Here is an 18603-nt window from a genome sequence, read left to right as displayed (position 1 = left end):
CAAGGGCGCCCCACCCGGCGGGTGCTCCGCGGCGGTCCGGCGGTGGTCAGCGGCGCTTGCGCAGTGCGCGGCCCACCACGATCGCCGACGCCACGACCAGCGCCGCCGCGGGGGCGGCCCAGCGCAGGGGGGCGCCGACCGCGCTCGGCTGGGGCGCGGGCACGGGGGCGTACCGGCCGCGCGGCGGGGCGTGGTCCACTTCCTCGGCGCTGCGGCCGATCATCGTGCGGCGCGCGTGCGCGGCCTCGGCGGGGGGCGGGACGGCCGGCTCGTCGTCCGTGCGCCCGCCGCGGTCCGCGTCCCCTTCCGCCTCCGCCTTCTCGTCCGCGTGCGCGTCTGCGTCTGCGCCTGCGCCTGCGCCTGTGTCCTCGTCCGCGTCGCCGTCGCTGTCGCTGTCGCTGTCCGCGAGGGAGGACGGGGGGACCTCGGTGTCGAAGACGGAGGCGGGGCGCGGTTCGGGTTGCGGGCTCGGCTCCGGCTCCGGCGCGGGGGGCGCCTGCGCCGCTGTGCCCAGGTTCTCCGCGAACCGGGCCAGCAGCCGGTTCGCGGCCGACGCCACCGAGTCCGGCGGCAGCTCCGCGACCCGCCCGTCCGCGGTGGCCGTCCCGGTGAAGGTGAGGGTGGCGCCGCCCTCGGCGTCGTCCGCGCGCAGCGTCAGCGCGAGCGCGACCGCGCCGGTGCCGCGCGACTCGGTGGCGTCGCCCTCGACGGCGTAGGTGCCGTCCCCGCGCGCGGACAGGCGCAGGGAGCCGCGGTAGGTGATGGAGTGACTGCCGATGCGCACCTTCAGCCGGCCCGCGACGGGCTCGGCCCCGGCGTCCTGCTGGAGCCCCGGAACCGCCCGGGCGACCCGGACGGGGTCGGCCAGCACGTCCCTGAGCCGCTCGGCCGGAACCGGAACGAACACCTCATGCTCCATGTCACGGCACCCTACCCAGCGGCGGCCCGGCGCACCCCCCGTCGGCACAAAGTCACCCGGCGCCCGCGCCCCCCGGCGTCACCAGTCCCGTCTCGTACGCCACGACCACCGCCTGGGCCCTGCTGGTCAGGCCCAGCTTGCTCATGGTGCGGTTGAGGTGGGTCTTCACGGTGGCCTCGCTGATGAACAGCCGGTCGGCGGCCTCGGCGTTGCTCAGTCCGCGGCCGACCAGTTGCAGGACCTCGGCCTCGCGGCCGGTCAGCGTCGTCAGCGCGGGCGGCGGCGGACCGGCGTCCGGCGGATCCGCCCGCCCCGTGTCCGTCATCCGCGTGAACGCCTCCACCAGGCGCCGGGTGACCGCGGGGGCGAACAGCGCGTCGCCGCCGTGCACCGCGGTGACCGCGGCCAGCAGCCGTTCGGGGCCCGCGTCCTTGAGCAGGAAGCCGGACGCGCCGGCCCGCAGGGCGCCGTACACGTACTCGTCGAGGTCGAAGGTGGTCAGGACGAGGATGCGGGGCGCCGGGTCCACCGCCTGGGCGAGGATCCGCTCGGTGGCCTGGATACCGGTGAGGCCGGGCATGCGGATGTCCATCAGGACCACGTCCGGCCGGGTCCGGGCGGCCAGCACCACCGCCTCGGCGCCGTCGGACGCCTCGCCGACGACCTCCATGCCGGGGGCGGCGCGCAGCAGCGTGGCGAGGCCGGTGCGGACGAGGTACTGGTCGTCGACGACCAGCAGGCGGATCGGCCCGGCGGCGTCGTGGTGCGGCCCGTCCGTCGGGCGGTCTGCGTCGGTCATTCCCGCACGGAGTCTCCCCGGCGTGCGACTTGTACCGGCGTCGGAAGGGTCAGGCGCACGCCGAATCCACCCTCGCTGCGCGGGCCGACGGCGATCGTCCCGCCGTAGAGCTTGGCCCTCTCCCGCATCCCGATCAAGCCGTGGCCGCCCCCTTCGGCAGGTGTGACCGGATCCGGTCCCCCGGCCGGTCCGCCGTCGGTCACCGAGACGGTCACCTCGCCCGCACGGTAGGCGAGTTCGACGGCGGCGTCCGCGCCGGGCGCGTGCTTGAGCACGTTGGTGAGGGCCTCCTGCACCACCCGGTAGACGCACAGCTGAACGCCTGGCGGCAGGGGCCGCGGGGTGCCGGTGACACGCAGCCGAACGCCCACGCCGCCGGTGCGCACCCGGGTGACCATCTCGTCGAGCTGGTCGAGGCCGGGAGCGGGGGCGCCGTCCGCGCCCTGCACGCCGTCGGCGCGCAACAGGCCGAGCATGCGGCGCAGTTCGGCCAGTGCCTCGCCGCTGGCGCCCTCGATGGTGTCCAGGGCGTCGCGTGCGGTGCGGGCGTCGGACCGGAAGACGAAGCGGGCCAGTCCGGCCTGGACGTTGATGACGGCGATGTGGTGGGCGACCACGTCGTGCAGTTCGCGGGCGATCCGCACACGCTCCTCGGCGACCTCGCGGCGGGCCCGGTCGGCCTGTTCGGCCCGCAGCCGCAGCGTCAGCTCGCCGGTCCGGCGGGCCACGTACCCGAACCGCCACAGCACCAGCGGGAAGCCCACGGCCTGCCCCGCCACCGAGGCCATGGCCCCGGAGTCGCTGCGCAGCCCGGCGTAGATCCACACCCCGGCGAGCAGGGCGGCGCAGGCGGCGGCGGTGCGGGTGGGGCGCTGGGCGGCGACGGTGTAGACGGCGAGCATGGGGCCGAAGGAGCCGACGACGGGCCAGTAGTCGAGCGTGATGTAGAGCGCCCAGCAGGCGTGCACGGCGAGGCAGACGGTGACGGGGGCGCGGGTGCGCAGGACGAGCGGGAGGGTGAGCAGGGCGACGAGCGTCCAGGCGAGCGGGTCGAGCGCGGGCCACCCCTGGGCGACGGCCTCGGTGCCGAGCAGGACGGCCACGGTCGTCAGCGCCGCGGCGATCAGGCCGTCGGCCGCCAGGGGGTGCAGGCGCATTCCCGCAGCGTAGGTCCGCCGCCCGGCGTCGGCGTCATCCTTCTGCCGTACCGCGGAAGTTGCAGGAACCGGGCGACTACCGCGCTGGGTTGGCTCCGGTCTCCACCCACCGCCGGATTCCGCTGCGCGCGGGGCGGCCGTAGATTCCCGGTGCGAGCGATCCACAGGGGGGTGTGGCGGTCCGTCCCGGGGGGAGGGTCGGACCGCCGCACGGGGACGCGGTGGATCACCCTCGCGGCGCCCGCGGGCGCGCTCAGAACCGCGGATGCACGAGCGTGGAGGGCGGCAGCCCCGCCATCCGGGTGCGGGCCGCCTCGCGGACGCCCCGGGCCAGGGAGTCCGGGGTCAGGCTGTGCGGGCGGGGTGCCGCCGGGTCCAGGCGCGGGGCGGGGGCCGTGCGCGCGGCCAGCAGGAAGCCCCAGCCGCGGGGCGCGGGAGGGCCCGCGGCCGCGCGGCGGGGGCCGGGCACGGAGCCGGGGCCAGGGCCGGGGCCGGGGCCGGTGTCGCGGGCGCCGACGCGGTAGGCGACGGCGGGCAGGCCCGCCGCGCGGAGGGTGGCGTCCACGGTCCAGAAGGCGCGGGGACGGGCGTCGACCGGGCCCGCGTGGACCGCCAGCCGCCCGTCGGGCGCGAGCACCCGCCCCAGCAGTCCGTAGAACTCCTGGGAGTACAGCTTCGTGCTGGCCGTGACGCCCGGGTCGGGCAGGTCCGAGATCACCACGTCGTACGTCGCGGAGGGCGTCGCGCGCAGCCGGTGGAAGGCGTCGCCCGAGAGGACTCGGACGCGCGCGTCGCCGTAGGCGTGCTCGTTGAGGGTGGACAGTCCGGGGTCGTGCCGGGCCAGCCGGGCCAGGCCGGGGTCGGCTTCGAGGACGTCGACGCGGCGCACGCCGGGGTGGCGCAGCACCTCCCGCGCGGCCAGGCCGTCGCCGCCGCCGAGGATCAGCACGCGCGCGTGCGGGCCGCCCATGGCGGGGCGCACCAGCGCCTCGTGGTAGCTCCGCTCGTCGCTGCCGCGCACCCGCAGCCGCCCGTCGAGGAACAGGTCGAGGGGCCGGCCGTCGGCGTCGCCGGTGAGGACGACCTCCTGCACGCCGGTCCGGACGGCCACGCGCACGTCCTGGCCGTACACGGCGTGCCGGGCCGCGCGTTCGAAGTCGTCGGCGAGGACGGTCGCCGTGGCGAGGAGGGCGAGGACGACCGCGTTGGCGGTCAGCAGCAGCCAGCGCGCCCGCCGGGTCAGGTCGCGCCGGAACAGTCCGAGGACCAGGGCGGCGCCGACGACCGCGTTGACGGTGCCGGTGAGCAGCGCGCCGGTGAGCTGGCCGAGGAAGGGCAGCAGGACGAACGGGAAGGCGAGGCCGCCGACGAGCGCGCCGACGTAGTCCGCGGCGAACAGGTCGGCGACGGCACCGCCCGGGTCCTGCCTGCGCACCCGCTGGATCAGCTCCATGAGCAGCGGCACCTCGGCGCCGATCAGCACGCCGATGGCGAGCGAGAAGGCGACCAGCAGGATGCGCGGGCCGTCGGCCCACAGGCCGCCCCAGCCGCCGGTCCAGGCGAAGACCGCGTACAGCAGCATGGCGCTGGAGCCGCCGACCAGGGCGAGCGCGGCCTCCAGCGCGCCGAAGCCGGCCGCCGCCAGGCCGCGCAGCCGTTTGGCGGCGAGCGAGCCGAGACCCATGGCGAAGACCATGACGGACAGGACGACGGACGCCTGGGTGACCGAGTCGCCGATCAGGTACGAGGCGAGCGCGACGAGTTCGAGTTCGTACACGAGCCCGCAGGCCGCGCACACGAACACGCCCGCCAGCACCAGGAACCGCCCGACGGCCGGCCGGACGGGCAGCCGCGCGGGCGCTTCCGGGCCGCAGGGGCCGCCCCAGGACGGCGGAGAGCCGGGCGGGGCGGGCGCGTGCGGTTCGATCACGCAGTGACGTTACGTCACTCCAGCACTGCGCTTCGTCACCCACACGTGTGAAACTCAGGGCCTGTCGTGCACCACAGGTTTATTCGGTTCCATTCGGTGCCCGGTCGCTCGCACCCGCCGGTGCCGCCCGCTCACACCGCGGACGGCCTGAGCCGGGCCGTCGGCACCCGCACGCCCACTCGCGTCCGGGTCGCCACCAACTGGCCGTCCTGCGGATAGGCGTGCCAGGTCCGCCAGTGCACCTGCCCCTCGTGCCGCTGGGCCAGCAGCGCGGTGAAGGCGTGCGGACTGCCCGGGAAGACACCGGCCAGGCCGTGCGGGTGGTCGGAGACCAGGGCCAGCAGTTCCTGGGCGCGGCCGGCGAAGGAGCCCGGCGTCAGCACCTCGACGCGGGCGGCGAACTCGTACTCCCAGTCGCCCACCCGTTTGGCGACGCCCAGCGGGAGGGGGGTACTGCTGCCGGGGATGCACGCCACCGTCTCCGAGCAGCTGCCCCGCTCCTCCTCGAGCAGGACTTGGTGGGAGGCGCCGAGCAACCTCAACTGAAGTCTGGCGTCCGTCAGTTCGACGTCCAGACAGGCGAGCGCGGGCAGCGGCTCGCGGCCCAGGGCCCAGGCCAGGTCGGCGGCGCGAGTGTCGGTGTAGGCGGTATTCAGGGTCGTGAGCATGGATCGGCTCCGCAAGCACACAAGGAGAGGAAGGTGTGGGGCCTGCACATCCGTGGCACTGCCGGGGATGCGGCCCGCTCAGCCCAGTCGGCCGGTCAGGAGGGGGGTCAACAGGTCGTCCGAGGAGCTGCGTTGATGAGGGAGAGCGAATCATGAACGATGGCGCCACCACAGCGTTTTTACCCAACTTCGTGACGTTTCCATCCCTCAGGGGGCTCCACAGCTCAACTGTTCAACCCGAGCGCACACCCCGCCCGTACGGAGTGCGCCGGGCGTGCGAGCGCCCACCGGGAGGATGGCCCGGCGGGCGCTCGTGGTGGGGACGCGGGGCCCGGCCCCAGGAGCGGGCCCCGTAGAAGGGATGCGGTTCCCCCTGACCGAAAGGCTCAGCTGCCCCGTGTCAGCCGCCGCCTCCGCCGCATCCGCCGCCCCCTCCCCCGCAGGACGACCCGCCTCCGCAGGACGAGCCGCCACCGCAGGAGTGGCCCGAGTGGTGACCGTCGGAGGACGAACCGCCCCCGTCGCCCGCCCACCAGCTGTTGGTGCCGCCGCCGCTGTCGCCGCCCCCGCCGGTGCTCGACCGGCGCGGCCCCCGCCCGGCCCCGGTCCGGGCCGCACCCGAGGTGCGCCGGCCCGCCACGAGTCCCCTGATCACCAGGGCTGCGATCACGAACAGGATGATGCCTGTAACCACGGCTCCACCCTCCTTCCGTTCCCGGGCCCGCGCCCGGAAGTCCCCCGAAGCAGTCCCCCGTCGGACGCCTCGCCGCGTGTCGGTTGCCTGTCGCCTGCCTGTGGATCCCGCCGTGAAGCTCACCGGCGTGCACGGGAGATGCCCCTCGCCGCCACGCCCCAAAGCAGAGTTGAGGAAGTCCAGAGCTTCGGCGCAGGATGACCGGCATGACCTCGATGAGCTCCAGCGCCCGCCCCCTCCTGAACCGCCGGCTCGCGGAGTTCGGGACGACGATCTTCGCCGAGATGTCCGCCCTGGCGGTGCGGACCGGGGCGATCAACCTCGGCCAGGGCTTCCCCGACACCGACGGCCCCGAGGAGGTCCGGGAGGCCGCGGTGCGGGCACTGCGCGACGGGCGCGGCAACCAGTACCCCCCGGGCCCGGGCGTCCCCGAGCTGCGCGCCGCCGTCGCCGGCCACCAGCAGCGCCGCTACGGCCTGTCCTACGACCCCGACACCGAGGTCCTGGTCACCGCCGGCGCCACGGAGGCCATCGCGGCCGCCCTGCTGGCCCTGCTGGAGCCCGGCGACGAGGTCGTCGCGCTGGAGCCGTACTACGACTCGTACGCGGCCTGCATCGCGATGGCGGGCGGCACCCGCGTGCCGGTGACCCTGCGGCCGCACGAGGGCACGTTCCGTCTGGACCTGGACGAGCTGCGCGACGCGGTCACCGACCGCACCCGCCTGCTGCTGCTGAACACCCCGCACAACCCGACGGGCACGGTCCTCACCCGCGACGAGCTGGCCGCGATCGCCGAGCTGGCGGTGGAGCGCGACCTGCTGGTGGTGACCGACGAGGTCTACGAGCACCTGGTCTTCGGCACCGCCGAGCACATCCCCCTGGCGTCCTTCCCGGGGATGCGGGAGCGCACGGTGACCATCGGGTCGGCCGGCAAGACGTTCTCGTTCACCGGCTGGAAGGTCGGCTGGGTCACCGCCGCGCCCGCCCTGCTCACGGCGGTCCGCTCGGCCAAGCAGTACCTGACGTACGTGGCCTCGGGGCCCTTCCAGTACGCCGTCGCCGAGGCGCTCGCGCTGCCGGAGTCGTACTTCGCCGCCTACCGGCAGGACATGGAGGCGAAGCGGGACCTGCTGGCCGCGGGCCTGGCCGAGGCGGGCTTCGGCGTGTACCGCCCCGCCGGGACGTACTTCGTCACCACCGACATCCGCCCGCTCGGCGAGCGCGACGGCTTCGCCTTCTGCCGCTCCCTGCCCGAGCGCGCGGGCGTCGTCGCCGTCCCCAACGCGGTCTTCTACGACCACCGGGAGGAGGGCGCGCCCTTCGTGCGGTTCGCGTTCTGCAAGCGGCTGCCGGTGCTGGAGGAGGCGGTGGGGCGGCTCAAGACGCTCTCGGCGTGAGCCGGACACTCTCGGCGTGAGCCGTGGGAAGTGAGAGAGCCCGGCCCCCGCGGCAGCGGGGGCCGGGCTCTCCGGAGTGGTGCCGCAAGGGCGGACTACTCGCCGTCCTCGTCGGTCGGCTTCTCCGACTCGTTGACGTCCTGCTCCAGGCCGAGCTGCTCCACGAGCCACCGGTCGAACTCGATCGCGGCCCGCACCCAGCTGACCGTCGAGGAGACGAAGTGCTCCAGGCTGACGCCCATGCCGATCAGCATCTGCGCCTCGCCGATCAGGCGGACCGTGCCGTCGTCGTGGGTGTGGGAGTACACCTTGGGCCACAGGGTGCGCCGGTTCCAGTCGTCGACCGACTCGAGCAGCTGCGGCTTCTCGTCGATCTGGTGGGACCGGTCGTAGAACGTCCGCACCGAGAAGACCTGCTGGTCACCCTCGCCACGGAACATGAAATACGTACGGAACTGCTCCCACGGCGCCGCGAGGTCGCCCTCGTCGTCGACGACGTACTTCAGCTCCATCTGTTCGAGGAGCTGCTTCACAAGATCCTGATCCGGGACGACGGGGCCCGCCGGTCCTTGGGGCTGCGGCTCGGGCTGCTTGCCCCCGAAGTTCGGAATCGAAGACGGGTCGATAGACATTCTGGGACACTCCTGCGGTCGTCTGGCTCGTCCGGCCATAGCTGAGGCCAGACGTACGACCCACCCTCTCTCGCCTGGGCCGTGCCCGGCAACCTGCCTGGCCGGGCGTCGGCCGCGTGGCCGGATCAGCGCGAGTACCAGAACCCCGGTCCCATCCCCTTGGTCCGCCGCAGATCGGTGAAATATCGACGGGCCTCCTCCTCGAGAGGGCCGATCCCGACGACCTCCACAGCCTCTTTCGAAAGACTCACGCCGCTCACCCGTCGCTGTGAGGCGGAGGGAAGGTACATGTGTACGCTTCCCGACTTGTGCGTTCCTTCGCAGAAGAAGCGAACACCGGCCTTGGCGAGGAGCGCTGCCCGGCTCTCCCAGTCCTTGACCGCACGCCACTGTTCTCGGTAGGCCGCACCAGTGGGCTCCTCCTTCCACCGAGCATGGACCACCGGCTCAGCTTCCAGCCTCGTGATCGTCCTCGCATGCTCGTCCATCTGCCGGGTGAGAACAGCAACGGCAGCCGGTGCGGTTGCCGTCCCGATGGCGACGGTGAGATTGGCAAGGGCGCTGCGCAGTTCGGCGATGGCCGCAGTGTGGTCCCGACCCGGTACATAGGTGCGCTTCATTTCGGTCCGGTCTCCGGCCTGGTCCAAAAAGTCCCGCTCCACGACTGCACAGAGACTTTCGGCCCGCCACGTCGAGGGAGCCTCACAGCGATTCATTTCGGAGACGGACCGACACTGGTAGTACGTCAGGACCGCCGTCGTGCCATCAGCCAGATGGTTCTTCTGGTGCCGAACGTACATAGGCCGACCGCACATGCAGAAGACCACACCGAGCAGCGGAGTCCGCCAGCGCTTACCAGGTCCGGATTCCGCCGTGCGCTGCTCGGTGAGAACCACTTCCTGCAGCTCTGCGAACTCTTCGGACGTGAGAACGGGTTCGGCCCAGACCACGGGTTGTCCCTCGGCGTCCAGGACAGGTTCGGAACGATGCATCATCACACCCATCAGGGCGGGTGACCTGAGGATGTTGCGCAGTGGCGTCACGGACCAGCGGGTCCCCTTCTCCGGCCTGTGTTCCTGTTCCGGCAGATCCTTGTTCTGTTCCCTGCGCTGGTGATCGCGGGCGCTTGGCACACCTCGAAGGTTCCAGTCCCTCGCCACGGCGTAGACGGTGCCTTCGCCATGCACAAGACGGTCGTAGGCTTCACGCACAAGCCGAGAGGTACAGGGATCGACCGTCAGACGCTTGCGGCGTTCTCCCAGGTGGGAAAAGACCTCGGCGCGATAGCCGAACGGCCAGACACCACCGTTCCACAGCCTGTTCTCCCGGAAGAACTGCGTACGGTCGAGTTGCTTGGCCTGCACTGCTTTGCGGTACTTGGCCGCCTGCGCCGCCTTGATACCCGCGAGCATCCGTCCGTCTTCGGATTGGATGTCGAACGTCGGATCGTCGAGTACCTCGACATCCTTCCCGTTCTTCAGGATCCAGTCGACGAAGTGCCACCAGTGCATGTCGTCCCGCGTAATGCGGTCCTGCTCGGTGACCATGAGCACGTCCCATTCGTGCACCAGCGGCTCTGCGAGCCATCTCCTCAGAATGGGACGCTGGTCGAGATGGACAGCCCCGGAGACGGTGGCGTCGACGACACGTCCCACCTCCCTGTAGGTGCCCTGTCGTATCGCGCGCGTAAGGGCCTCGTCCTGTCTCGTGAGCGCTGAGGACGCCTCGGTGTCGCGGCTGATGCGCTGAACGGCCAGAACTCGCTTCATATCGATATCCCTCCCATTCGACACAACGAGCACACCGGCACATCAGATACGTCAAACCCTCATTATCGACTCGAAGTTCACCGTGAAAACCACATCGCGGCGCCCGCACCACGACCATCGCGGTCCTGGAGCGAGTGCTCCAGGACCGCGGTGGGAAGGGCCTTGCGCTCTACAGCGTCTTGCCGCTCGCCGGCCCCACGATCAGCTCGTCGCCGAAGCGGTCCACGCGGACCGTGTCGCCGTCCTTGATCTCGCCGGAGAGGATCTCCCGGGCGAGCCGGTCGCCGATCGCGGTCTGCACGAGGCGGCGCAGCGGGCGGGCGCCGTAGGCCGGATCGTTGCCCTCCTCGGCCAGCCAGGCGAGGGCCTCGTCGGTGACCTCCAGGGTGAGGCGGCGTTCGGCGAGCCGCCGGGCCAGGCCGTTGATCTGGAGCCGTGCGATCCGGCTCAGCTCCTCCTGGCTGAGGGCCGAGAAGACCACCAGGTCGTCGAGCCGGTTGAGGAACTCCGGCTTGAAGGAGGACCGGACCACCTCCAGGACCTGCTGCTTCTTCTCCGCCTCGCCGGTCGTCGGGTCGACCAGGTACTGGCTGCCCAGGTTGGAGGTGAGCACCAGGATGGTGTTGCGGAAGTCGACGGTGCGGCCCTGGCCGTCGGTGAGCCGGCCGTCGTCCAGCACCTGGAGCAGGATGTCGAAGACCTCGGGGTGCGCCTTCTCCACCTCGTCGAGCAGTACGACGGTGTACGGCCGCCGCCGCACGGCCTCGGTGAGCTGGCCGCCCTCCTCGTAGCCGACGTACCCGGGCGGGGCGCCGACCAGCCGGGCCACGCTGTGCTTCTCGCTGTACTCCGACATGTCGATGCGGACCATGGCCCGCTCGTCGTCGAAGAGGAAGTCGGCGAGCGCCTTGGCCAGCTCGGTCTTGCCGACGCCGGTGGGGCCGAGGAAGAGGAAGGAACCCGTCGGGCGGTCCGGGTCGGCGATCCCGGCCCGGCTGCGCCGTACGGCGTCGGAGACGGCCCGCACGGCCTGGGTCTGGCCGATGAGCCGCTTGCCCAGCTCGTCCTCCATGCGCAGCAGCTTCTGCGTCTCCCCTTCGAGCAGGCGCCCGGCGGGGATGCCGGTCCAGGAGGCGACGACGTCGGCGATGTCGTCGGCGCCGACCTCCTCCTTGACCATGGTGTCCCGGGCGACCTCTTCCTCGGCCTCGGAGGCGGCCTCCAGGTCCCGTTCCAGGTCCGGGATCTCGCCGTAGAGCAGCTTGCTGGCGGTGTCGAAGTCGCCGTCGCGCTGGGCGCGCTCGGCCTGCCCGCGCAGTTCGTCGAGCTTCTCCTTCAGCTCGCCGACCCGGTTGAGGGACTGCTTCTCCTTCTCCCAGCGGGCGGTGAGGCCGCGCAGCTCCTCCTCCTTGTCGGCGAGGTCGCGCCGCAGCCGCTCCAGGCGCTCCAGGGAGGCGGCGTCGGTCTCCTTGCCGATCGCCAGCTCCTCCATCTTCAGCCGGTCGACGGAGCGCTGGAGTTCGTCGATCTCGACGGGAGAGGAGTCGATCTCCATGCGCAGCCGGGAGGCGGCCTCGTCGACCAGGTCGATGGCCTTGTCGGGCAGGAAGCGCGAGGTGATGTACCGGTCGGAGAGGCTCGCGGCGGCCACCAGCGCGCTGTCCGCGATCTGCACCTTGTGGTGGGCCTCGTAGCGTCCCTTGAGTCCGCGCAGGATGGCGATGGAGTCCTCGACGGTCGGCTCGGCGACCAGCACCTGCTGGAAGCGCCGCTCCAGGGCGGGGTCCTTCTCGATCCGCTCCCGGTACTCGTCGAGGGTGGTGGCGCCCACCATGCGCAGCTCGCCGCGCGCGAGCATGGGCTTGAGCATGTTCCCGGCGTCCATGGCGGAGTCCCCGCCGGCGCCGGCGCCCACGACGGTGTGCAGCTCGTCGATGAAGGTGACGACCTGCCCGTCGGAGTCCTTGATCTCGGCGAGCACGGTCTTCAGCCGCTCCTCGAACTCGCCGCGGTACTTGGCCCCGGCGACCATGGCGCCGAGGTCCAGCGCGACCAGCCGCTTGTCCTTCAGCGACTCGGGCACGTCCCCCTTGACGATCCGCTGGGCGAGCCCTTCGACGACGGCGGTCTTGCCGACGCCGGGCTCGCCGATGAGGACGGGGTTGTTCTTGGTCCGCCGGCTGAGCACCTGGACCACCCGCCGGATCTCCTGGTCCCGTCCGATGACGGGGTCGAGCTTCCCGTCCCGGGCTGCGGCGGTGAGGTCGGTACCGAACTTCTCCAGGGCCTTGTACTGGCCCTCGGGGTCGGCGGTGGTCACGCGACGCCCTCCCCTCGCCTTGCGGAAGGCCTCCTGCAGCTTCTTCGCACTGGCTCCCTGCCCCTCCAGTACCTCTCCGGCCGCGCCGCCCTTCGCGGCGATGCCGAGGAGCAGGTGCTCGGTGGAGAGGTACTCGTCCCCGAGTTCCTTGGCGCGTGCCTGGGCGTCGGCGACCACGGCGAGCATCTCACGGCTGGGTTGCGGGGGTGCGACGGTGGACCCGGTCACGCTGGGCAGCCCGGCGATGATGCGCTCGGCGCCGGTGCGCACGGCGGCGAGGTCGGCCTCGACGGCGGCGAGCAGGTCGGTGATGTTCTCGTTGTCCTGCCCCTGAAGCAGGGCGAGGAGCAGGTGGGCGGGGGTGAGGTCGGCGTTTCCCTCGGTCACGGCCCGGTTGCTGGCCGCGTTGATCGCGTCCCGGCTCCGGTTGGTCAGCTCGGCGTCCACGTTCTGGCTCTCCTCCTCGCGTAGTGCTGACTCGTCCAGCGTACACAAAGTTGAGTCAGGGCCACTCAAGGAGTCGGGCACACTTCTCCGCCGAGGAGGGACGGCCGGGCAGCGGGGCGGGAGACGGGAGGCGGTACACGAGTACCTTTTCGGCCAGCCCTGGAACCGGCTGGTTTCGCGATATGTCCGCACATGCGACAGCGGCGTCACCGTGTTCAGGTCACGGTGACGCCGCTGCCGGGGGGAAGCACCTGAGCGATTGTGTTACGACGGGGGAATCGCGTCAGGCACTGCGGGGGGTGGCCGAGATGGTCCTCACTTCGGGGATCTCCGGCTGCTCGAGCCGGTGGTCCCGCTGGTCCAGGTTCACAAAGATCATTCCGTACCGGATGGCACACCGGACGGGCTGCGGCGCCCCCCGAGGCCGCCGCAGACACCGGTACGCACGCACGTCGCCGTCCTCGTCCAGCGTGACGACGACCGGCTCGCCGAAGACGGTCACCATCAGGGAGTCACCGGCGTGCGGGATCGCGGTGACCAGGTCGATGAAGCGCCAGCCGGAGCGGTAGGCGGTGGCCATTTCACGCCGGAAGGAGCGGTCATCAGGTGGAGTAGTCATGTCACGACCAGATGGTGTCACTCGTAGTTGCTTCGGCGTTCGCACCGACGGACGCAGCGGGCACCTCCGCCACTGACTCCACACTGCCCACTCGCTCGTCGCCCTGCGCTGTACCGAGGCCATTCAGAGCTCCGAAGGCCACGACGGCGGAGAAGGCGGCGACAAGCACCGAGCGAAGCAATCTCTTAGACATAGTCGGCTTCGTCCTCACTTGAAGGTCCCCTCATTCCCCCGTCGGATAAGACGATGGCTCATATAGGCACGTCATGGCCACACAATCGGTGCATCATGTTCCTGCATGTTCAGGACCCTGGGGGGTGGAGATTTGACAACGAATCGGACCAACGAGACACATCCCCATTCCATCACTGAACTGTGTAGGGAGGGCGGGCGCCTCTACGCGAACGCCCTGCGTACTGGATATATAACGCGCGCCGACGCGGAGCCCGCTCCGTGCCTGATGGAGTTGGCCCTCCTGCATCCCGATCCCGACGACGCCAACCGGCTGCGTCCCGTGCCCCCCGCGGTCGCTCTGGCGCAGCGACTCAATCCGATCGAACGGGAGATCTCGCAGCGCAGGCGGACGTCCATCGAGCTGGCCGAAACCTTCGAGCCGTTCATGGCCCTCAGTGCGCAAGGCACGTCTTCCACGCATTCGATCACCGTGCTGGAAGGCCTCGACCGCATCAACACCGCTCTCGACCTGGCCACGAACCAGTGCACGAACGAGGTGCTGAGCATCCAGCCCAGCGCCCGTCACCCGGAGCGGCGAGTCATCGAAGGGCTGGAGCGCGACAAGACCCTGACCGAGCGCGGGGTGCGGATCCGGACGCTTTACCAGCACACGGCGCGTTACAGTCCCGAGCGGCTGGCCTACGTGGACCGCTTCTCCACCGGCAAGGCCGAGTACCGCACCATCGACGAACTGGTGGAACGCCTGATCATCTGCGACGAGACCGTGGCGTTCATCCCGGTCCGTGACGACCGGCAGGTGGCCCTGGAGATCCGTCACCCGGGACTCGTCGGCTACCTGATCAAGGTGTTCGAGTTCATCTGGAGCCGAGCGGTCCCGCTCACCGCCGGCGCCCCCTACGAGACCGCCCCCGACGGCATCACCGACATCCAGCACTCCATAGCCAAGCTCCTGGTGGAGGGCCACGTCGACGAGGCCATCGCCCGCCGCCTGGGCATGAACGTACGCACCTGCCGGGCGCACATAGCCAAACTGGCCACCGCCCTGGGGAGCGGCAGCCGCGCCCAACTCGGATACCTCATAGCCCAGTCTGGGATTCTCGAACAGGGGAACCGGAACCTGGGAGGGGAAAACAACGCATGACGGGCGGGACGCACCAGCACTGCGGTGACGAACTGTGCGAGACAGGTCTCGATCTCTACTCCCGTGCGCTGCGTGAGGGCCACCTGAGCAGTGGTGAGGTGTCCGTCGCGCCGTGCCTCGTCGACCTCGGGCTCCTGCACCCCGCCATCGACGACCTGGACCGGCTGGAGCCCGTCCCACCGACCGTCGCGCTGCAGCGACTGCTCCGGTCCTCGGAGGACCGCATCGCCGACGAGAGACGGCGCGGGCAGCGGATGGCCGACGTCTTCGAGCCCCTCATGCGCCTGGGCCGCCGGGGTCTCCGCACCGAGGACACCCCGACCCTCCGCATCCTCAGCAGCAAGGAGCGCACCGGCCAGGCCATCGAGGAAGCCATGGCCGAGGGCAGGAAGGAACTCCTCGCGATCCAGCCGCACGACGCGCACGTCACCAAGCGCCCCGACATCCTCGAAGGGGCCATGAAGCGGGACCAGGACTTCCTCGATCGCGGTGCCCGCGTACGGGCGTTGTACCAGCACACCACCCGCCACGCCCCCTACACCCGCGCCCGCTACGAGCAGCTGACCGGAGACGTGGAGGCCCGCACGCTGGACGAGGTGACCGAGCGGCTCATCGTCGTCGACCGCACCGTCGCCTTCATCCCCGCCAGCGCCGACCGCTCACTCGCCCTCGAAGTCCGCCACCCCGCCCTCATCGCCTACTTCGTCAACACCTTCGACCGCCTCTGGCACCTCGCCACCCCCATGCACCCCCAAGCCGTCCACCAGCCCACCCTCAACGGCGTCACCCCCCGCCAACGCGCCATAGCCGCCCTCCTCGTCGAAGGCCACACCGACTCCGACATCGCCGACCGCCTCGGCATGAACGTCCGCACCGCCCGCGTCCACATCGCCAAACTCGCCGCCACCCTCGGCAGCGAGAGCCGCGCTCAGCTCGGCTACCTCATCGGGCAGTCGGGGATTCTCGACCAGGAAGCATGACGGGGGACGGAGCGCCGCGCGGAGAGCCGTCCAGGCCGGCCTGGGCTATGCGGACGCCCAACTGCGTGCGGCTGGCCGCGCCCAGGGTCTCCGAGAGCCGGGCGATGTGCGCACGGGCCGTACGGACGCTGATGCCGAGGCGTTCCGCGATCACGGCGTCCTGGTGCCCCTCCGCCAGGAGCGCCGCGATGGACTGCTCGCGGTGGGAGATGCCCTCGATGCCGGTGTCGGGAAGCGGGGCGGTCAGCGGGATGGCGAGGCGCCAGAGGCGTTCGAAGACCGTGACCAGGTAGGAGATCAGGGCCGGGTGGCGCAGCTCCAGGGCCATCGTGCGGTCGGTGTTGGCGGGGATGAAGGCGACGGTGCGGTCGAAGAGGATGAGCCGGTCGATGACCTCGTCCAGGGTGCGTGCCTCCACCGCGTCGCCCATCAGCTCCAGGTAGTTGAGCAGGCCCTGGCCGTGCCGGGCCACGTGCGTGTACAGGTCCCGCATCCGCACCCCGCGTCCGCGCAGCGCCAGCGCCCGGTGCAGGCCCTCGGACAGCTCGTGTTCGCGCCGGATGCCGCCGGGCTGGACGGTGAGCACCTCCGTCGTACAGGCCTGCGTCGCCTCGTCCATCGCGGCCTGGATGCGGGACAGCCCGTCGAGGACCCGGATCGCCGTGCTCTCCGTGCCGGCCGGGGTCTGGAGCAGCCGGCCGAGGTCCGCGTACCACTCGAAGGCCTCCACGGCCGAGCCCACCCGCCGCTGACTGGCGCTGACCTCGTCGTGGACTCCGCGCAGCAGCCGCGTCATCACCTCCTGCGGGGAGGTCGGCACCAGCCAGTCCATGTCGTCGGGGTCGGGGTGCAGCAGGGCGAGTTCCAGGAGGCAGGGCACCGGCTCGGCGTCCCGGCGCGGGACCCGGCCGCGCCGGACCGCCCGGGAGTACACGCGGTCCCCGGCCGCGCACAGCCGGTCGGCCCCGTGCGGGTGCTCCTGAGCCCCGTGCCCGGCCATCGCCCATCCCACCCCCGGTTCCGGCTCCTCCGCAGCGCAACTATGCGCGGCCGGGACCGGCTCCGCAACAAGGCTCCGCGGCGGACGGAGGCCGAAAAGAGCGGGTTGCGGGCGGAACGCCCGGTCACCGTGGAACCGGGCGGACACGCGTGCTGCCTACTTCAGACCGAGCTCCGCGCACGCGTCCTCGTACTTGGCGGTGCAGATGTCGGTGACCTTGTAGAAGCCCTCCGCGACGACCGTCTCCTCGATGTTGGCCTTGGTGAGGGCGACGACGGGGACGAGCTGGGCGGGGATGCCCTTGTGGGTGGGGCTGTCGACCTTGTCGCGGGCGAGCGCGTCGAACTGGATGTCCCGGCCCTGGACCCGCGCCACGGCCATCTCCGCGGCGTTCTCGGCCTCCTGCGGGTAGGACTTGTACACGCTCATGTACTGCTCGCCGGTGACGATCCGCTGGACCGCCGCGAGTTCCGCGTCCTGGCCGGTGATCGGCGGCAGGTCGGTGACGCCCGCGTCCTCCAGGGCCTTGATGACGCCGCCCGCCATGCCGTCGTTGGCGGAGTAGACGCCCGCGATCTTCTTCTTGCCGATCTTCTCGATCGCCTCGGTCATGTTCGCCTCGGCGTTCTCCGGCTTCCAGTCCTTGGTGTCGAAGGACTGGGCGATCGTCACCTTGCCGTTCAGCTCCGACAGCGCGCCCGCCTTGAACTGCTTGGCGTTGGGGTCGGTGGACGAGCCGTTCATCATGACGATCTTCGCGGAGCTCTCCGGGTCGCCGCCGAGCGCCTCGATGAGCGAGCGGCCCTGGACCTCGCCGACCAGCTCGTTGTCGAAGGAGATGTAGGCGTCGATCGGGCCCTCGGCCAGCCGGTCGTAGGCGATGACGGGGATGCCGGCGTCCTTGGCCTTCTGCACGCCGTCCGCGATGGCGTGCGCGTCGACCGCGTCCAGCACGATCACGTCGACCTTGTCCTCGATCATCTGCTGCATCTGGTCGGCCTGCTTGGTGGCGCTGGCCTCGGCGTTGGCGTACTTGACGATGCCCTCGTCACGCGTCAGCTCGCCGACCTTCTTCTTGAAGAAGGGGTAGTCGAACTGCTCGTAGCGCGTGTTCTCCTTCTCCGGCAGCAGCAGTCCGACCAGGAGGTCGTTGCCCTTGGTGGGGCTGGCGTCGTCGCTGCTCTCCGACGCGCCCAGCATGCCGCAGGAGGCCAGCGAGAAGGTCATCAGGGACGCGGCCACGGATATGGCGATTCGACGGGCACGGCTGCTCACTGCGCTAGACCTTCCGACACACGGGCGTAGTTGCTCTCCAGGTGACCCAGGTGACCCCGGTGAAGAGAGCCAACGCTGTCTTCACCAAATCGTCAAGAAGTACTAGACCAATGAGACAGCACCGTTGTGAATCGGCCCCGGAGGACGCGGTGGTCCTCCGGGGCCGGTGCTGCCGTTTCCCTTGTGCCGACTGCCGGTCCGGCTCAGTCCGAGGACTGGCCGCGGCGGCTCGGCCGCCAGACCACCAAGGCGCTGGTCTGCTGTACCTCTTGGTAAGGGACCAGGTCACGGCGGTACGACGCGTGCACCGCGGCCTCGCGCTGGCGCATCGCCGTGGCCGCGCCGTCGAGCGCGGCGGCCAGCTCGGCCGCGCGGGCCTGGAGCTCGGCGACCTGGTTCTCCAGTTCGATGATGCGCTTGATTCCGGCCAGGTTGATGCCCTCGTCCTGCGACAACTGCTGGACCTGCCGGAGCAGTTCGATGTCGCGGGCCGAGTAGCGCCGGCCGCGGCCGGCCGTGCGGTCGGGGGAGACCAGGCCTAGGCGGTCGTACTGGCGCAGCGTCTGCGGGTGCAGGCCGGAGAGCTGGGCCGCCACCGAGATGACGTAGACCGGGGTGTCCTCGGTCAGTTCGTACGGGTTGCGTCGCCGACCGTCCATTC

The 18603-nt window shown here is 71.2% G+C and carries 16 protein-coding genes; 3 read left to right on the top strand and 13 right to left on the bottom strand.

What is annotated here, in order from left to right:
• Positions 1–46: 46 nt before the first annotated feature.
• The 6 genes from R2E43_RS20320 to R2E43_RS20295 form a co-directional block, all read right to left on the bottom strand.
• A complete protein-coding gene (locus R2E43_RS20320) occupies positions 47–919 on the bottom strand; it encodes an SRPBCC domain-containing protein (protein WP_332056430.1) in 873 nt (290 codons plus the stop codon).
• A 52-nt stretch (positions 920–971) separates the two neighbouring features.
• A complete protein-coding gene (locus R2E43_RS20315; RefSeq protein ID WP_093456445.1) occupies positions 972–1718 on the bottom strand; it encodes a response regulator transcription factor in 747 nt (248 codons plus the stop codon).
• Positions 1715–2875, bottom strand: a complete 1161-nt coding sequence (locus R2E43_RS20310) for a sensor histidine kinase (RefSeq protein ID WP_003975284.1) — start codon at positions 2873–2875, stop codon at positions 1715–1717. The genes R2E43_RS20315 and R2E43_RS20310 overlap by 4 nt, the downstream gene beginning before the upstream one ends.
• A gap of 253 nt (positions 2876–3128) precedes the next feature.
• Positions 3129–4805 carry a polyamine aminopropyltransferase gene (locus R2E43_RS20305; protein WP_265696003.1) on the bottom strand — a complete coding sequence of 559 codons (1677 nt, stop codon included), beginning with the start codon at positions 4803–4805 and terminating at the stop codon, positions 3129–3131.
• A 131-nt stretch (positions 4806–4936) separates the two neighbouring features.
• Positions 4937–5473 (bottom strand): DUF2617 family protein, encoded by a 537-nt coding sequence (locus R2E43_RS20300; protein WP_003975282.1) that lies wholly within the window; start codon positions 5471–5473, stop codon positions 4937–4939.
• 400 nt (positions 5474–5873) lie between these two features.
• Positions 5874–6167 carry a hypothetical protein gene (locus R2E43_RS20295; RefSeq protein ID WP_016326594.1) on the bottom strand — a complete coding sequence of 98 codons (294 nt, stop codon included), beginning with the start codon at positions 6165–6167 and terminating at the stop codon, positions 5874–5876.
• 206 nt (positions 6168–6373) lie between these two features.
• Between R2E43_RS20295 and R2E43_RS20290 the strand changes: the two genes are divergently transcribed.
• Positions 6374–7564 carry a pyridoxal phosphate-dependent aminotransferase gene (locus R2E43_RS20290; protein ID WP_003975280.1) on the top strand — a complete coding sequence of 397 codons (1191 nt, stop codon included), beginning with the start codon at positions 6374–6376 and terminating at the stop codon, positions 7562–7564.
• Positions 7565–7659: 95 nt separating this feature from the next.
• On the opposite strand, the gene R2E43_RS20285 is transcribed toward R2E43_RS20290, so the two are convergent.
• The 4 genes from R2E43_RS20285 to R2E43_RS20270 all read right to left on the bottom strand — a co-directional run bounded on the left by R2E43_RS20285 (position 7660) and on the right by R2E43_RS20270 (position 13351).
• A complete protein-coding gene (locus R2E43_RS20285; protein ID WP_003975279.1) occupies positions 7660–8196 on the bottom strand; it encodes a YbjN domain-containing protein in 537 nt (178 codons plus the stop codon).
• A 125-nt stretch (positions 8197–8321) separates the two neighbouring features.
• Positions 8322–9965, bottom strand: coding sequence for a recombinase family protein (locus tag R2E43_RS20280; protein WP_332056429.1), 1644 nt, complete (start codon positions 9963–9965; stop codon positions 8322–8324).
• Positions 9966–10134: 169 nt separating this feature from the next.
• The gene (gene clpB / locus R2E43_RS20275) at positions 10135–12732 is read right to left on the bottom strand and encodes an ATP-dependent chaperone ClpB (RefSeq protein WP_106518250.1); all 2598 of its coding nucleotides are present in this window, start codon (positions 12730–12732) and stop codon (positions 10135–10137) included.
• Between the two features lie 283 nt (positions 12733–13015).
• A complete protein-coding gene (locus R2E43_RS20270; protein WP_332056428.1) occupies positions 13016–13351 on the bottom strand; it encodes a hypothetical protein in 336 nt (111 codons plus the stop codon).
• 298 nt (positions 13352–13649) lie between these two features.
• On the opposite strand from R2E43_RS20270, the gene R2E43_RS20265 reads away from it, so the two are divergent.
• Positions 13650–14687 (top strand): helix-turn-helix domain-containing protein, encoded by a 1038-nt coding sequence (locus R2E43_RS20265; protein WP_167541047.1) that lies wholly within the window; start codon positions 13650–13652, stop codon positions 14685–14687.
• The gene (locus R2E43_RS20260; RefSeq protein ID WP_030872051.1) at positions 14684–15667 is read left to right on the top strand and encodes a helix-turn-helix transcriptional regulator; all 984 of its coding nucleotides are present in this window, start codon (positions 14684–14686) and stop codon (positions 15665–15667) included. Before R2E43_RS20265 ends, R2E43_RS20260 begins: the two co-directional genes overlap by 4 nt.
• Here R2E43_RS20260 and R2E43_RS20255 read toward each other — a convergent pair.
• The 3 genes from R2E43_RS20255 to R2E43_RS20245 all read right to left on the bottom strand — a co-directional run bounded on the left by R2E43_RS20255 (position 15630) and on the right by R2E43_RS20245 (position 18601).
• Positions 15630–16667, bottom strand: a complete 1038-nt coding sequence (locus R2E43_RS20255) for a helix-turn-helix transcriptional regulator (RefSeq protein ID WP_030872048.1) — start codon at positions 16665–16667, stop codon at positions 15630–15632. The genes R2E43_RS20260 and R2E43_RS20255 overlap by 38 nt on opposite strands.
• A 156-nt stretch (positions 16668–16823) precedes the next feature.
• Positions 16824–17942 carry a sugar ABC transporter substrate-binding protein gene (locus tag R2E43_RS20250; RefSeq protein WP_003975272.1) on the bottom strand — a complete coding sequence of 373 codons (1119 nt, stop codon included), beginning with the start codon at positions 17940–17942 and terminating at the stop codon, positions 16824–16826.
• Between the two features lie 203 nt (positions 17943–18145).
• Positions 18146–18601: a heat shock protein transcriptional repressor HspR gene (locus R2E43_RS20245; RefSeq protein ID WP_003975271.1), complete on the bottom strand. Its 456-nt coding sequence runs from the start codon at positions 18599–18601 to the stop codon at positions 18146–18148.
• Between the last annotated feature and the right edge of the window lie 2 nt (positions 18602–18603).

The sequence above is a fragment of the Streptomyces violaceoruber genome, from assembly GCF_033406955.1.
In the GTDB taxonomy this organism is placed as follows: Bacteria; Actinomycetota; Actinomycetes; order Streptomycetales; family Streptomycetaceae; genus Streptomyces; species Streptomyces violaceoruber.
The sequence above is the reverse complement of the archived record's forward strand: the minus strand, read 5'-3'. Positions and strand labels throughout refer to the sequence as shown.

Bases quoted from the DNA above. Each gene is read 5' to 3' on its own strand.
- R2E43_RS20320 (WP_332056430.1), bottom strand. From the start codon at position 919: ATGGAGCATGAGGTGTTCGTTCCGGTTCCGGCCGAGCGGCTCAGGGAC.
- R2E43_RS20315 (WP_093456445.1), bottom strand. From the start codon at position 1,718: ATGACCGACGCAGACCGCCCGACGGACGGGCCGCACCACGACGCCGCC.
- R2E43_RS20310 (WP_003975284.1), bottom strand. From the start codon at position 2,875: ATGCGCCTGCACCCCCTGGCGGCCGACGGCCTGATCGCCGCGGCGCTG.
- R2E43_RS20300 (WP_003975282.1), bottom strand. From the start codon at position 5,473: ATGCTCACGACCCTGAATACCGCCTACACCGACACTCGCGCCGCCGAC.
- R2E43_RS20290 (WP_003975280.1), top strand. From the start codon at position 6,374: ATGACCTCGATGAGCTCCAGCGCCCGCCCCCTCCTGAACCGCCGGCTC.
- R2E43_RS20285 (WP_003975279.1), bottom strand. From the start codon at position 8,196: ATGTCTATCGACCCGTCTTCGATTCCGAACTTCGGGGGCAAGCAGCCC.
- R2E43_RS20280 (WP_332056429.1), bottom strand. From the start codon at position 9,965: ATGAAGCGAGTTCTGGCCGTTCAGCGCATCAGCCGCGACACCGAGGCG.
- R2E43_RS20270 (WP_332056428.1), bottom strand. From the start codon at position 13,351: ATGACTACTCCACCTGATGACCGCTCCTTCCGGCGTGAAATGGCCACC.
- R2E43_RS20265 (WP_167541047.1), top strand. From the start codon at position 13,650: ATGTTCAGGACCCTGGGGGGTGGAGATTTGACAACGAATCGGACCAAC.
- R2E43_RS20260 (WP_030872051.1), top strand. From the start codon at position 14,684: ATGACGGGCGGGACGCACCAGCACTGCGGTGACGAACTGTGCGAGACA.
- R2E43_RS20255 (WP_030872048.1), bottom strand. From the start codon at position 16,667: ATGGCCGGGCACGGGGCTCAGGAGCACCCGCACGGGGCCGACCGGCTG.
- R2E43_RS20245 (WP_003975271.1), bottom strand. From the start codon at position 18,601: ATGGACGGTCGGCGACGCAACCCGTACGAACTGACCGAGGACACCCCG.